The organism is Motiliproteus sp. SC1-56, from assembly GCF_017309075.1.
Classification (GTDB): Bacteria; Pseudomonadota; Gammaproteobacteria; order Pseudomonadales; family Balneatricaceae; genus Motiliproteus.
The window spans coordinates 118,702-132,399 of the sequence record NZ_JAEMGS010000001.1; the positions used below are offsets into that span (position 1 = coordinate 118,702).

Here is a 13,698-nt window from a genome sequence, read left to right on the forward strand (position 1 = left end):
CCTGGGTCCTTTCAAGAGCCTGTGACGTGAAAGTGCTACTACGAAGCAAATTCACACTAATTTACATGCTTTTATGGCACAAATGCACCGGGACGAACGCCCGCAGTGATTGAATTGTTTATACGCCAGGATATTCAATAAAAATCGGAAATCCTTATGCTGGAAGCCCGATTAATAAAGCCCCCCGATAACCTGTCTCAATTTACGGCCGATCCTGACTGTGGATAGAGTGGCGGCAAGAGGTCCGTTTGCGTACTGCTTGGTCCCGGTTTCTGCTCACGCAACCGCTGCAAAGCCGACAGCAGCTGGTCCGGGTTCAGCCCTTGGGCAGCCTGGGGGTGAAACAGGGCCCGGTCCAGCAGGCGAAGCTGCTCGATAAGCGCCCCTTCCTGCGTCTGTCGGCCGATTGCCTCGAGGGTCGCGGCCCCATTCAGCTCAAAACGAAGCGGCGCCCAGTCCAGCAGCGCCTGTCGAATGGCGCCGGGATCACCGCCGCGGCAGGCCTCGCGCAGGGTCTCAAAGGCCCGGCTTTCGGCGGGTCGCGATCCCGCGAGCGGTCCTGCCGCAGGGGCAGGCCCGGTGGCGCCTGCAGGGCTGCGGCGGCGGGCCCGCCACCAGAGCACGGCCAGCCCCGCGCTGATCAGCGCCCAGGCGAGGTTGCTCCAGAGCAGCCAATGGGTACCCTGAGGCGACTCGACGGGCGCTTGGGCGGGGACGGGAGCAGCCGGCGCCGGTGGCAGTGCGGGGTCCGCGACCACCGGTGTGGATTGAGAGACCGCGGCGGGCAGCACCTCGATGGTGCGGGCCGGCACCCGTGCCACGCGGGCCCGGTCGGCAGTCGTATCCCACCAGGCCAGCTCCAGCGGGGGCAGCTCCAGGGTGCCCGGCTGCCCGGGCACCACGCTGACCCGCAGCCGCTGGGTGGCGGTGATGCCGTCGCGATGTTCGCGGCTGCTGTTCTCCGGCGCTTCGGGATACCGTCGCGCCCCCTGCAGCGGAGGTAAGGTCAGGGAAGGGAGCAGGCTTGCGGGTTGGCCGTCCACGGTCAGGGTGAGGGTACGGGTCAGGGGTTCCCCGACCCGGTAGCCGTCTCCCTCCGCACTGAATTCCTGGCTGAACTCAAGCCGCGAGGCCGGAAGCCAGCGCGCTCTTTCGGCCCCCGGCGGCAACGGTTTGACCTCCAGTCGCCGGGCCCGGGTGGCCATGCGCACCTGGCGCCCGCGCCCCCGGTCAAACAGCGACCGCGAGGGATTCTTGACCGCCGTGAAGCGCTGGGGCGGTATTTCCAGGGTGCCGGATACCTCCGGGAAGACGGCGTAGTCCAGCTGGTACACCCGGTAGTCCAGCGCGCCCTGGGTTTTCTGGTACTGCTGCTCCCCCAGGGGCACCACCCGGGCGTTCTCGATCTCCAGCGGCGTGCCGCGCAGATCCCCCAGGGGTACGGCGCTCAGCAGCCGGATCCGCACCAGCAGCTGCTCTTGGGGGTAGAGCCGCTCCTTGTCCACCTCCAGCTCCACGTAATACTCGGCCTTCCCCTTGGCGTCGGCCGGTGCGGACTGATCGACCTGGAGGGTGATGGGATCGCTGCGCGCCCCGTCCACGTCGAACGCGGGAATCGTGACGGCGCCCTCGCGCTTGGGCGCCAGCACCAGCTCCCAGGTGGTCCAGGCCTCGGAGCGACCGTTGACGATGCGCAACTGGGTACTGCGGCCCTGGTTGAGAATATCGAAGTCGGCTTCCAGCACGCTGAAATCGGGCGGGCTGGAGACCGAGCGTTGATCCAGCCGCAGGGTCAGGCGCAGGGTCTCGTCCAGCGCCACCTGCCGACGGTCCACCTGGGCCGAGAGTTCGGCGGCCGTCGCGGAAAAGGCCAGGAGCAGACAGAGCCCCAGCACCGCGCTGATCTGCTGTAATCTCGTCATAGTTCTCTCGTCATGGCTCTGCTCATCACTTGCTGTCGTCCCATGGAGTGCCTGTCACCAGCGCTGCGGGGGCGGCGTGCCGGGAGGGCCCTGCAGGGCCTGGCGGCGTTGGTATTCATAGGCAAACTTGCGTCTTAGCAGTCCGCCCGGGTCCTCCGGCAGCTGGCGCAACCACCGCTCCAGGGCAGGATCGGCATCCCCTTCCCCCGCCTCGCCCTCCGGCGCCACCGGTTCCGCACCGATTCGCGCCTGCTCGGCCGGGGCCGCCTCCTGTCCGGCGCTCGTTGACGGCGGAGGCTCGCCTGCCTGCTCATCGGCCGAAGGCGACGCCTCCCGAGCTTGCGGGGGCGGGCTGGGCTCACCTGGCTGCTGGCCTTGCGGCTCATCCCGTGGCTGCCCGCTTTGCTGCTGAACTTGCTGTCCCCCGGACTGTGGCTCGCTCTCCTGCCCCTGGTTCGCTGCTTGTTCCTGGTCCCCTTCTGCTCCCCGGGGCGCCGCTTGCCCCTGGTCGGGCTGCTGGCCGGCGGCGGACTGCTGTTGTTGTTGTTGTTGTTGCTGTTGTTGCTCCTGCTGGCTTTGCGACTCCCGCTGCTCGCTTTGCTGCTGGCGCAGCTGCTCCACCAACTGCCGGTTGAAGCGGGCGTCCTCCATACCGGGCGCCAATGCCAGGGCCCGGTCGTAGGCGGCCAGTGCCGCATCCAGCTCACCGGCCCGGGCCAGGGCATTGCCGTGGTTGTAGTGGTTGACGGCGCTGGGGTCGGCCTTCACCGCCTCGGCGAAGCGCTCGGCGGCCTCCGGGTAAGCTTGCTGTTGATAAAGGGCGCTTGCCTGGCGTTGGGGGCTGGCAAACAGCCGCGAGGCCCGTTCGGGATCCCCCTCTTCCAGGGCGCGAGCTCCCTGCTGGTCGGGCGTCAGCCACAGGTCCTGCCACTCGAGGGCATGGGCGGGCTGCGGCAGGGTGAGGGGGGTGATCAGCAACAACAGCAGCCAGCCGCGACGGTGGGCCAGGGCGGCGATGGGCAACAACAGCAGAACCAGCCAGGGGCCTGCTTCCGCCCAGCGATCAAAGTGCTGTTCCAGCGCCGCCGGGTCTTTGTCCGTCGGGCGCGGTGCGCGGGCCAGCTGCGCGTTCAGGCTCTGCACGTCGCTGCCATCGAACGCCAGGGGGCGATAAACGCCACCATGGGCCCGGGCCAGACGGGCCAGGCGCTGCGGCTGCAGGCGGGCCAGGTGCAGGTTGCCGTCGCTGTCGCGGGCGAAACGACCGTCCGCCAGGGGCACCGGCGCCCCCTCGGTGGTGCCCACGCCAAGAATGGAGAGCCTGTAATCGCCGCCGCCCAGCAGCTCGCCAATGCGCGCCTCGGCCTCGGGAGCGATGCCATCGGTGATCAGCAGCAGCTCACCCCGGGTGTGCCGCCCGTTCTTGAGCAGCGCCAACGCTTCTTCAATCGCCGCCTCCACCCGGCTGCCCGGGGCGGGCATCAAATCCGGGGAGAGGGTGGGCGTCAGCGCCAGCAAGGTGCGCCGGTCATGGCTCAAAGGCGAGACCACGTGCGCATCGGCGGCGTAGACCACCAGGCCGGTCAGCCCTTCGCGGCGGGAGTTGATCAGGTCGGTCAGCCGGTGCCGGGCGTGCACGATGCGCGAGGGTTTCAGGTCGCCGGCGCGCATGGAGGGGGAAAGGTCGAGAATCAACACCCGGGCCTGCTGGGTCCGGTAGAGAGGCTCGGGCAGGCGTTCCCAGGTGGGCCCGGCCAGGGCGAGCACCGCCAGCCCCCAGCCCGCCGCCAGGGCCAGCAGCAGACGCTGGCCGCCGGCGCCACCGGGGCGTTCCAGCAGCAGCGGCAACAGCTCGGGGCGAATCCAACGCTGCCAGCCGCTGGCGCCGCCCGGGCTCTGCCACAGCCGCCAGACCAGCCAGAGCGCCGGGAGCAGGGCCAGCAGCCAGGCGGGCCGCAAAAAGTGAAAGGCCTCGATCATCGCGCCGCCTCCGCGTCGGCCGGCAGCGTTCGACGCCCCCGGTAGAGGGCGAATGCCGCCCAGGCGAAACTCAGCAGCAGCACCAGGGCCAGGGGCCAGTGAAAGAGAGCCTGGCGCGGGCGCACCACCTCGGCCTCCTGCTCCACCGGCTCCAGCTCGTCCAGGGCGGCATAGACCGCCGCCAGCTCCTCCCGGTCACGGGCGCGGAAGTAACGGCCGCCGGTGCGGGCGGCGATTCCCCGCAGGGTGGTTTCATCCAGGTCCGCCGACGGATTGATCCGGCGGGTGCCGAACAGCCCCCTCACCTCCACCTCCTCGGCGCCGAACCCGAGAGTGTAGATGCGGATCCCCTCGCCGGCGGCCATGGCGGCGGCATCCAGGGGCTCGACCCGGCCCGCCGTATTGGCGCCGTCGGTCAGCAGCACCAGCACCCGGCTCTCGGCCGGTGCCTCGCGCAGCCGCTTGATGGCCAGACCGATGGCATCGCCAATGGCGGTTTTCTCGCCGGCAAAACCGATCTGCGCCTCGTCCAGCAAACGGGCCAGGGTAAGGTGGTCAAAGGTGAGAGGCACCTGGGTATAGGCCTGGGTGCCGAACAGGATCAGCCCCTGGCGGTCGCTGGCGCGGCGGACGACAAAATCCCCCAATACCCGCTTGACCACCTGCAGCCGGTTGGCCCGCGCGCCGTCCAGCAGCATGTCCTCGGAATCCATGCTGCCGGAGATATCCACCGCCAGCATCAGGTTCCGCCCGCTGAGGGCCACCGGCTGGGGTTCCCCCACCCACTGGGGGCGTGCGGCCGACAGCAGCAGCAACAGCCAGATCAGCCACAGCAGCGCGGCCCTGCCGCGGTGGGCCGGGCGGTAATCGGCGCCGCCTTCGGTGCCACCCACCTGCTGGTAGAACGGAACCCGCAGGGCCGCGCGCCGGGGCGGAGCGGCGGGCAGCAGCCGGTTCACCACCCACGGCAGGGGCAGCAGCAGTAACAGCCAGGGCCAGTCAAAACCGAACGTCATGGCCTTCCCCCACCGGGCCAATCCCCTCGATGGCGCACGACCCACGCCCGCAGGAGCGCATCCAGCGGCTCCACCTCCACCCGGGGGGCGGGCTGGTAGGGCCCCGCCGCGAGACAGACGCCGGCCCCCTCGGCAAACCCCTCGAGGCCGCTGCTGCGATGCAGAAAGTCGACCCAGGCCTGGCCCTGAAGGCCGGCGACCTGTTCCGCGGGAAAGGCGCTGAGGGCCACCCGCCTTATCACGTTGGAAGCCTGGTGCAGGTACTGAACGGCATCCCCCCCCGCCTGATACTGACGGTAGATGGCGCTCAGCTCCACCAAGGCGCGGCGACGATAACGGTTGCGGCGGCGGTGCTGGCGAAAGCGCCACAAACCGTAGGCCACCAGCGCCAGGATCATCAGCCCCAGCAGCCACCAGCCCGGCGCCGGCGGCCACCAACTGACCGGTGGCGGCGCCTGCAGCGGGCGCAGCTGGGCCAGGCTGGGGGCGGCGCTGCTCACCATGGCTTGCCCCCGCTGCAAAGGACACTCAGGGGCTGGGACAGCGGCGCCCCGGTATCGAACAGGTGGGCGGCGGCCCCCAGGGGGGCGCACCCTTGCTGCAGCTGCCGGTATCTCGCCTGCAGCGCCGCGGCCAGGGGCGCGGTGCTCTGCAGCGGCTGTCGATGGCGCCCGTCGCTGATCCAGAGTCCCTCCTCGCCTGCCGTCCCCTGCTCCAGGGGGTCTGCCAGCAGGCACAGGGTGAGTTCGTTGTGACGGGATAACTGGTGCAGCCGCTGCTGGCTGGCCGCGTCCAGGTCGTGAAAGTCGCTGACGAGGTAGATCGCGGTACCCGGCCGGCAGGTGTGAATCAGCTGCTCCAGCAGACGGTTCAGGGGCTGCGGCGGCGTTCCGGGGCAGGGGCTCTGTAGCTTGCGGCTGTAGCGGTCGAGCTGGCGGATCCACTCCAGCACCGCGTGCTTGCTACGCCGGGGCCGGATATCCCGGTGGTCGCTGTCACCAAAGGCGATGCCGCCGACCCGGTCCCGGTTACCCAGGGCGACCCAGGCCAAAGCGCTCATAAGGGAGGCCGCGTAGACCGACTTGAAGCAGCGGCTGCCGAAAAACATCGGTGAGCGCAGGTCGGCCGCCAGCATGATGGGGCGTTCACGCTCCTCCCGGTACACCTTGGTGTGGGGGTGCTGGCTGCGGGCGGTCACCCGCCAGTCGATGGCGCGAATATCGTCGCCGGGCTGGTAGAGGCGCACCTCCTCGAAATCGATGCCGCGCCCCCGGCGCCGGGTCTTCCACTCCCCGGCCAGGGGGGCTGCGCGGCGGCGCCCGCCGCCGAGCTTGAGCCCGCGGGTGCAGCGGTGCAGCGCCACCAGGCGGTCCACCTCGGTAAAGGCACCCCGCACACGAAACCGGTCTGGCGTGACGACAGCTACCATGGCGACCTGCTCAGGCGACCGGCACCCGCTGCAGGAGCTCGTCGATGACCCCCTGCGGCGTCATGCCGTTGGCCTCGGCCTCGAAACTCAGCAGCAGGCGGTGACGCAGCACGTCGTGGGCCACGGCCTGAACATCGTCCGGGTTGACATAGTCACGCCCGGCAAGCCAGGCCCGGGCCCGGGCGCAGCGATCCAGGGCGATGGTGGCGCGGGGACTGGCGCCGTAGTCGATCCAGCCCGCCAGCGCCTCGCTGTAGCGCCCCGGGTCACGGCTGGCCAGCACCAGCTCGACGATGTAGCGCTCAACGGATTCGGCCATGTGCAGCGCCAGCACCTCGGTCCGGGCCCGGGCCAGGGCGGCCTGCCCCAGGGGTTCAGGCCGCTGCATCGAGCCCGCCGGGTCGGCCTCGCGGCGGTTGAGGCGCAGAATGGCGAGCTCCGCGTCGCGATCGGGGTAATCCACCAGCACCTGCATCAGAAAGCGGTCCAGTTGCGCCTCGGGCAGCGGGTAGGTGCCTTCCTGCTCGATGGGGTTCTGGGTCGCCATCACCAGAAACAGCTCCGGCAACGGGTAGCTGCGCCGGCCCACGCTGACCTGGCGCTCGGCCATGGCCTCCAGCAGCGCCGACTGCACCTTGGCCGGAGCGCGGTTGATCTCATCGCTCAGCACCAGGTTGTGAAAGATGGGCCCGGGCTGGAACTCGAAGCTGCCGTTCTCCGGGCGAAAGATATCGGAGCCGGTGACATCGGCGGGCAGCAGGTCAGGGGTGAACTGGATACGGTGAAAGTCCCCCTCGATCCCCTCGGCCAGCGCCTTGATCGCCCGGGTCTTGGCGAGCCCCGGCGCGCCTTCCACCAGCAGGTGACCGTCCGCCAGCAGGGCGATCAACAGCCGCTCGATAAGGGTCTGCTGGCCGATGATCTGGGATTCGAGCCAGCGTTGAAGGGACTGGAGTTGATTGAGTGCGGTCATGCTCAGACTCTTATCAGGCCTTATCCTGTTGATAAATAGAGAGCGTAACGTAACAGAATCTGATCTGACGGGTAACTGGAGCACAAGTTCTGCCGGCAATACCAGCGGCACTTTTGTCGTGCGACTAAATCATGCCTTTGTGCAGGGAAGCCGATACAAAAGGAATGCCAAAGAAGGTAAAAAAGGCGACCAGCCAGGTGGCAAGAATTAACCAGGCGTTCACCAGAGGGGAGGTCTTGTATTGAGCGCGGATATGCAATGTCAGACCAATGCAGAGCCAGGTGACCAGTGACCACACTTCTAGAGGATCCCATGCCCAGTATCGATGCCAGGCGTCCTGGGCCCAGATGGCACCGGAGACGACGCCGAGGGTATCAAAGACCAGCGCCAGGGCCATAAACCGGTAAGCGCGATTATCCAGCCCGGCATCGCTAGGTAGCTCCAGCAGGCGTTTTGGCCCAAAGCCACTGTGCCTAAGCAGGATCACCAAGGCCAATCCAAGGGCGATAAACGCACACCCCAAAAACAGTTTGATAAAACCGATGTGGATGTATAACCAGATGGTGTCGTAGGTGCTGGGAGTAGCAGCGGGATCGTCCGCCTTGAGCATCATCCATGCCATCAGCATGATGATGATCGGCATCAACAAAGCTATGATGAGGCGGGTTTTTGGCAGGATTTTATAGGCGACGGTCACCGCCACCATCAACCCCCAAATGTTGGCTGAAAGCATCTCGTAGATCCCAACCACGGGAACCCGGTCGATGATGCTCCAACGCAACCCGAGAGAGGTCGTATGAAGTGCTGTGCTGCAAAGCAAAAGCCAGAATAATCCTTCCCCGAGAGAACGCTTGAATACCAGAGCCGAGAGGGCCCAAATAGTTACGGCGACATAACCCACCAGGGCCAGCCAAAGAGTCAGGTTTTCCAACGCGGTTGAATCCATTCAGGTTGAGCCTTTCTTGTCAGAGAATTTCGGCTGAGCCGTTATCAAGATGTCGTTTGACAGCCTCAGTATCAATGGCAAACCGAGTTCCATTGCACCGCCAGATGTGATCGGGGCTGCTGGCCATACGCGAACCAATTTTCACAAAGTCAGCCTTTGACCCCCAGCGTCCGCCTTTAAGGATTATTCGGGTGCTGGCACTGTCATCCGCAGGCGTCGGGTTGCGCATACCATCCTTCAAGCTGCGGTCAAACTCGTGATCGAGCCAGGTACCTACATACTCGTAAACATTGCCAGACATATTGTAAATGCCGTAGGGGGAGACCCCTTTTTTGTAACGATCGACGCGCTCTACTGAACACTTACTATTAGTGTAAAAGTTCAGATAGGTCTCATCAGGCCAAGCGTTCCCCCAGGGAAAAATGCGCTTATCCTGTCCTCTTGCCGCTTTTTCCCATTCCAGCTCGGTCGGCAGTCGAAACCCCATCCACAAAGCCCACTGGCTGGCCTGCTCCCACGAAAGGTGGGTGGCGGGAAGGTTGTCGTCGGGCCGAAACTGCACGTATTGTCCGTCAGCCTCCCGGCCAATCGAGCAGCTAGTCCCAACCCCCTGGTAGTCAACTCCACGATTGCTATTAAGAAAGCGCACCAAATCTTTGGCGCGGGCTTCGTACTTCCCAATATAGAAGCTGTCCAGCCAGATTTTAGGATCCTCTACGGCTAGTTCGGCGCCTCCGGCTGAAATCGACGCTGATGCCTTGTAAAACCAGCCTTCGGGAATTAGTACAAACTCAACGCCATTTATTCTGACTTGGTCTGGCAATGCCTGGGAATCCAGGCTTTGCGCCTGTGCGGCGATGCTTATCCCTAGCAGCGTCAAAAACGCGGCAACAAGTTTCATTCGTCTCACCTCAATAGTCATCATCGGGCTCGCTTACGGAATCTGTTTGACCAGCCGGAAACCAACCGTCGGAAGTGGATCGTCACTTAGGCTGTAGACTCTGGAGCCGCAACGGACCTGAAAATGCTCACTTTTGTAGCTGCCACCCCGGATGACGTACTTGTCCGTGGGTGATTGCGTCACCGGGTTGTTCTCAGCATGGGTTGCGTACGCATCCGAAACATAACTGTCCGCGGTGTGCTCCCATACATTACCGAGCATGTCGTAGAGCCCCCAAGCGTTGGGCAGTTTGCTGCCCACCGGCTCTGGCGTTGCGTCAGGCCGCACTGGACGCCTATACCAGGCAACTTCCATTAAGCGGTCGCGACGCGCCATGTCATGAAAGTTGGTGCCCTCATCGTGGCCGCCGGCACGGCAGGCATATTCCCATTCAGCCTCGGTGGGGAGCCGGTAACGACTCTCACTCTGAAGGCTATTCAGCTTCTCAAGAAAGTACCCAATCTGTTCTCGCGAAATATTGGCTACGGGCCGTTGCGGGTGCGTTGGTTTCGGGCCACCCATGACCGCATACCATTCTTGTTGAGTGACCTCATAGGTTCCAAGGTCAAAGACATCCACACAGACCTGGTGCTGGGGGTACTCATCACTTCGGGGCCCTTCGACAACCTGGCCGGGGGGAGGCGCTTCTACCTGATTGTGTCCCATTAAAAAGCATCCGGCATCAACACGGGTAAAAGCCATGTCCGCGAAACCCGGCTGATCGTCAGCCGTAGCAGTAGCAGTAGCCGAAATAAGTGCTACAGTCACTAGCCAGAACCTTGGGTTTACATATCGCATGAATTGAGCCTCGTTTTCTGGCAAATGCTTACCGTTCAAATATTTCAGTTTTTTCTGCAGCTTTTATCTCGTAGCGCATGCGTCCTTCTTCATCCGCTGTTTCGGGCAGCGGAATTTTAACGCCAACCCCCTTGCCATCGCGGCGCACTTCTTCGGCACTGAATCCCGGCGGGATCCCTTTTGTCGGCCCCCAAGGCCCCCGGCCTAACCGGGCCTCCCACTCCCAGATGGCCGAACGGGCCTGGGCTACATAAAGCTTTTCCGGTCCCATGTCTGTCGTGTGCAGGAATGATCGCATCCCGCTAAGGGCCGCTTCCAGATCACCTAAGCTTTCTAAAGCAGCGGCCGCCCCGAAGTAGGCCATGGCATGCCCCGGGTCAACATCCAGCGCTCTATCAAATGCCGCGAATGCTTGAGCTGGCTGTCCAAGTGCCTGTAAGGCAAACCCCTTCTTGGTCAGCGCGCGGGGGTCATCCGGGTTTAATTCGAGTACCCGGTTTAGGGCCACTAAAGCATACTCAAAGCGCTGTGTGTCCATCATGGCCAAGGCTTGTTGGAAACGTAAGCTCGCTTCACTCTCCCTGGCCTGCTTTGCATGACCACTCGGGTCATCTTGAGGATTTATCCGGGGTTCCGTTTTCCACACTTTCTCCTCTGCTTCTTCTGGAGCCTGTGATTGAAAACGCTGAAACGATTGATGTTGAGTGGTTTCTTCAAGCGACAGCGCCGGAGCCGTTGTATCCGGCAGGCTTCGTATCCCCAAACCAATTAACACAACCACAGTCAGCACCCCGATCAACGCCGGTAAGCGAAAATCCTTCCGTCTTGCTTGCATTGGCTTTTGAGCTAACGGCATGCCTTTATCGCCCCCATCACTTCTCAACATAGTGCTCTATTCTGCCAGAAACCGACGCTTTTCCTGCCGCGATCAGCTCAATAACTTTTTGTGCATCAAGCGCAAAGCGCACACCGGCGCGGTTCTGTGGCAGGTCGGGTTGGCGGTAATTACGAAAACCGATGGCCAAAAAGGTCGGTCCTCCTCCCCAGTCGCCGCCTTTGCTGATACGCTGCGGCTCCTCAAAGGGCAGCGGGGTCGCTGTGGCCGGTGGTACAGGGTTTCTGGTCCCGTCCGTGAGTTGCGAATCGTTATGTTCGTTGTACCAATCAACGACATACTCACTCACATTACCCGCCATTTGCAGTGCGCCATAGGGCGATGCGCCGCGCGGATACTGGTTAACAGGCTCCGGATGGCAGTGCCGGCCCATCCCAAAGTTGGCATAGGTATCGTCTGGGAAGGTGTTTCCCCAAGGCCATATCTGCGGATCAGAGCCGCGAGCGGCCTTCTGCCACTCGGCTTCGGTGGGAAGCCTGAACCCTAACCAAGTCGCAAGTTGGTGGGCAAGCTCCCAGGAAAGGTCCGTTGCGGGCCAATAGGGATCGCCGTTAACTTCAAAAAGCGTTTCCTGTGACAGTTTAAGCGAACACCCCTCTGCAACGGGCGCCTTTGCAGAAGCGGGGCGATCCCAACCTCGCTGATAGTCATCACGAACAGCCTGGCTTGCCGCCTCGTTAAGGTAGCGCGCGAGCGTTACCGCGCGCGCCTCCCACTTGCCGATGTAGAAACTATCAAGCCATATCGAAACATCGCGGTAATATTGCTGGCCGGGTTTGAGCGTGCTGCGAGCCGCCCCGGTATGGGCGGTAAAAGTGAAATTTCCCTCGGGTATCAACACAAAGGGGATGCCGTCTATGACAACCTCGGAGGGAAGGTCTGAAGCGGATTCCGCCATAACCGCGCTTGGAACGGCAGAAACCATGAGCAGCATGAAGAGGATCCATCTATGCATCTCTCAAGGCTCCCTCACCAGCCTCAAGCCGAGCTGTTTAACGGCATCCATCCGTTCCGGATAGGAAGCGCGGTTACGGCATCGAACTTGCCGCCACTGGCTACGGTAACTGCCGCCACGTATGACGCGCGTTCCGGTCGGCTTGGTTGATGTCGGTTGATACCGCGGGCTGTCGATGTAAGCTTCGGGATCGTAGGTGTCCTGCGTCCATTCCCAAACATTGCCCAACATATCAAAAAGTCCGAGCTGGTCTGCTGAAAGCGTTGCGACCTCCTGTGCCGCATCAACGCGGTGTCCGAGCAGGTTATACCAGGCCAGCGAGCGATACTGCCCCCGGCGTTTTGGTGGTCCCTCCGGAAACCCAAGTTGGCAGGCATACTCCCATTCGGCTTCGGTGGGAAGGCGATATCGCTCGGGCGCTGCTTTTGCGTTTAAAGTTTGAATAAAGTTTTGTGCCTGCTGCCAGCTTATTCCCGCCGCCGGTTGCTGGCCTGCGCCCGCAGGTGGCAGGCGGTTCATAACTCTTTGCCATTGGGCGGCGGTCACTTCGGTTTGAGCGATCCAAAAGGTATCTAGGCAGGTGCGGTGCACCGGTGCTTCATCAGCGAAGGGGCGTGAGTTAAAGCCCAGCTGAGTCAGCTGGTAATCGGAGCGGTCTGCCTCCAGCGCATCGGGATTCCCCCTGGAAAAACATCCCGCGTCGATTTTTAAAAAACGCTGCCCCGTCAGCGGGTCCGCCCAAGCAGCAACGGCTGACCATGCACTGCCAGTTGCCCCCAACAATGCAACTCCCATCGATAGACTGAATGTCGCCTGCCGGAGACTTAGTCGGAATCCCATGAGCTGCCTCTGAAAACGCGGCGCAGGTAAAACCAGCACAAACTGAGTACACCGATAATAACGGTACTGAGAAGCCAGGGGCGCATGGGGTCGTAAATAATTTTGTAGCCCATCCAGGCAGTAAGCTTCAGATAGGTCAGGGTTCCGTTATCAATGTCCACACTCTCCCCGACCCGCAGTTCAAACCGCTTGGCATCTCCAAGGCGAAGCACCAGTGAATGCGGCAAACTGTCTGCTCCCAGGTTCCGACGCTCACGTCGATCGGCTCTGGGTGCAAATTCACGGGGAGAAGCCGCCCCACGATCGAGCATGGCCCACACACGAGTTCCCGAGGGTAACTGCCACTCGTTGACTGACGGCGTCTCATCCACCACTTCGTTGTTGAGGTGCACCATTCCGACGGTGCGGTTGCCCTTATTGTCTTCCCATCGAAAGACCGGAGCGAAGCCGCGTACTGGCCCCGTGTAGATCCGATAGCCATTCAGTACCAGGGGCGTATCATTACCGATCACCGAAAAGTGCGATTGACCATCCGCTGACTGCCACTGAATTCGGTTGTAGGTGTAACGAAACGGGCCTTGGCGGGGCCACACATCACGAAAACCTAAGTTGGTGAAGGACAGTTCCCTGGCGGCTTGGTGGTGCATCGGGCCGCCTTCACTGGCCACCCAGTTACCTGAAAAGGTTTCACCCTCGGCCAAATTCGCCCCTGCCTGGAAATAGGTTAATCGTGAAGCGACCAATAGAATGACCAGCGCCAGCAGGGATAAGTGAAAAATCAGCAGCGGCAGATCGCGGCGAAAGCGCGGCAGCGTGATAATCGCGGCACCCAGATTCAGTGCCAGCAGGGTGAACGGCACGACCATCAGCACGGTCGCCATACCCTCGGTACGGGTGACCGCCAGTGCCGAAAGGGCGGTGGCCAGAAAGAACAGGACTGTCCAGTGGGCGGCGGCCAGTTGACCTAACCACCGTGGTGCCGTGCGCTGCGTGGTCTGGCTCAT

13 protein-coding genes are annotated in these 13,698 nt (G+C 63.0%); all 13 read right to left on the reverse strand.

Annotated features, from left to right (window positions below; translation table 11 throughout):
* Positions 1 to 197 precede the first annotated feature (197 nt).
* The 13 genes from JGZ97_RS00610 to JGZ97_RS00670 all read right to left on the reverse strand — a co-directional run bounded on the left by JGZ97_RS00610 (position 198) and on the right by JGZ97_RS00670 (position 13,698).
* Entirely contained in the window at positions 198 to 1,922 is a 1,725-nt protein-coding gene (locus JGZ97_RS00610; RefSeq protein ID WP_207060655.1) for a BatD family protein, read from the reverse strand.
* A gap of 54 nt (positions 1,923 to 1,976) precedes the next feature.
* Positions 1,977 to 3,902: a VWA domain-containing protein gene (locus tag JGZ97_RS00615; protein ID WP_207060656.1), complete on the reverse strand. Its 1,926-nt coding sequence runs from the start codon at positions 3,900 to 3,902 to the stop codon at positions 1,977 to 1,979.
* Entirely contained in the window at positions 3,899 to 4,918 is a 1,020-nt protein-coding gene (locus JGZ97_RS00620) for a VWA domain-containing protein (RefSeq protein WP_207060657.1), read from the reverse strand. Before JGZ97_RS00620 ends, JGZ97_RS00615 begins: the two co-directional genes overlap by 4 nt.
* Complete coding sequence (locus JGZ97_RS00625; protein ID WP_207060658.1) at positions 4,915 to 5,421, reverse strand: DUF4381 domain-containing protein; 507 nt, start codon at positions 5,419 to 5,421, stop codon at positions 4,915 to 4,917. The genes JGZ97_RS00620 and JGZ97_RS00625 overlap by 4 nt, the downstream gene beginning before the upstream one ends.
* A complete protein-coding gene (locus JGZ97_RS00630; protein WP_207060659.1) occupies positions 5,415 to 6,347 on the reverse strand; it encodes a DUF58 domain-containing protein in 933 nt (310 codons plus the stop codon). Before JGZ97_RS00630 ends, JGZ97_RS00625 begins: the two co-directional genes overlap by 7 nt.
* Positions 6,348 to 6,357: 10 nt before the next feature.
* Positions 6,358 to 7,320 (reverse strand): MoxR family ATPase, encoded by a 963-nt coding sequence (locus JGZ97_RS00635; RefSeq protein ID WP_207060660.1) that lies wholly within the window; start codon positions 7,318 to 7,320, stop codon positions 6,358 to 6,360.
* Positions 7,321 to 7,444: 124 nt separating this feature from the next.
* Complete coding sequence (locus tag JGZ97_RS00640) at positions 7,445 to 8,266, reverse strand: cytochrome c biogenesis protein (protein WP_207060661.1); 822 nt, start codon at positions 8,264 to 8,266, stop codon at positions 7,445 to 7,447.
* 19 nt (positions 8,267 to 8,285) lie between these two features.
* Positions 8,286 to 9,167 carry a formylglycine-generating enzyme family protein gene (locus tag JGZ97_RS00645; protein WP_207060662.1) on the reverse strand — a complete coding sequence of 294 codons (882 nt, stop codon included), beginning with the start codon at positions 9,165 to 9,167 and terminating at the stop codon, positions 8,286 to 8,288.
* A 33-nt stretch (positions 9,168 to 9,200) separates the two neighbouring features.
* A complete protein-coding gene (locus JGZ97_RS00650; protein WP_207060663.1) occupies positions 9,201 to 9,974 on the reverse strand; it encodes a formylglycine-generating enzyme family protein in 774 nt (257 codons plus the stop codon).
* A gap of 58 nt (positions 9,975 to 10,032) precedes the next feature.
* Positions 10,033 to 10,890 (reverse strand): tetratricopeptide repeat protein, encoded by an 858-nt coding sequence (locus JGZ97_RS00655; RefSeq protein WP_207060664.1) that lies wholly within the window; start codon positions 10,888 to 10,890, stop codon positions 10,033 to 10,035.
* Positions 10,877 to 11,854: an SUMF1/EgtB/PvdO family nonheme iron enzyme gene (locus JGZ97_RS00660; RefSeq protein ID WP_207060665.1), complete on the reverse strand. Its 978-nt coding sequence runs from the start codon at positions 11,852 to 11,854 to the stop codon at positions 10,877 to 10,879. Before JGZ97_RS00660 ends, JGZ97_RS00655 begins: the two co-directional genes overlap by 14 nt.
* Positions 11,855 to 11,857: 3 nt before the next feature.
* Entirely contained in the window at positions 11,858 to 12,637 is a 780-nt protein-coding gene (locus JGZ97_RS00665) for a formylglycine-generating enzyme family protein (protein WP_207060666.1), read from the reverse strand.
* A gap of 41 nt (positions 12,638 to 12,678) precedes the next feature.
* Positions 12,679 to 13,698 carry a hypothetical protein gene (locus tag JGZ97_RS00670; RefSeq protein ID WP_207060667.1) on the reverse strand — a complete coding sequence of 340 codons (1,020 nt, stop codon included), beginning with the start codon at positions 13,696 to 13,698 and terminating at the stop codon, positions 12,679 to 12,681.

Excerpts from the sequence above, each read along its gene's own strand:
- JGZ97_RS00625 (WP_207060658.1), bottom strand. The coding sequence starts at position 5,421 with ATGGTGAGCAGCGCCGCCCCCAGCCTGGCCCAGCTGCGCCCGCTGCAG.
- JGZ97_RS00610 (WP_207060655.1), bottom strand. The coding sequence starts at position 1,922 with ATGACGAGATTACAGCAGATCAGCGCGGTGCTGGGGCTCTGTCTGCTC.
- JGZ97_RS00635 (WP_207060660.1), bottom strand. The coding sequence starts at position 7,320 with ATGACCGCACTCAATCAACTCCAGTCCCTTCAACGCTGGCTCGAATCC.
- JGZ97_RS00615 (WP_207060656.1), bottom strand. The coding sequence starts at position 3,902 with ATGATCGAGGCCTTTCACTTTTTGCGGCCCGCCTGGCTGCTGGCCCTG.
- JGZ97_RS00660 (WP_207060665.1), bottom strand. The coding sequence starts at position 11,854 with ATGCATAGATGGATCCTCTTCATGCTGCTCATGGTTTCTGCCGTTCCA.
- JGZ97_RS00670 (WP_207060667.1), bottom strand. The coding sequence starts at position 13,698 with ATGAGCCAGACCACGCAGCGCACGGCACCACGGTGGTTAGGTCAACTG.
- JGZ97_RS00655 (WP_207060664.1), bottom strand. The coding sequence starts at position 10,890 with ATGTTGAGAAGTGATGGGGGCGATAAAGGCATGCCGTTAGCTCAAAAG.
- JGZ97_RS00620 (WP_207060657.1), bottom strand. The coding sequence starts at position 4,918 with ATGACGTTCGGTTTTGACTGGCCCTGGCTGTTACTGCTGCTGCCCCTG.
- JGZ97_RS00645 (WP_207060662.1), bottom strand. The coding sequence starts at position 9,167 with ATGAAACTTGTTGCCGCGTTTTTGACGCTGCTAGGGATAAGCATCGCC.
- JGZ97_RS00640 (WP_207060661.1), bottom strand. The coding sequence starts at position 8,266 with ATGGATTCAACCGCGTTGGAAAACCTGACTCTTTGGCTGGCCCTGGTG.
- JGZ97_RS00630 (WP_207060659.1), bottom strand. The coding sequence starts at position 6,347 with ATGGTAGCTGTCGTCACGCCAGACCGGTTTCGTGTGCGGGGTGCCTTT.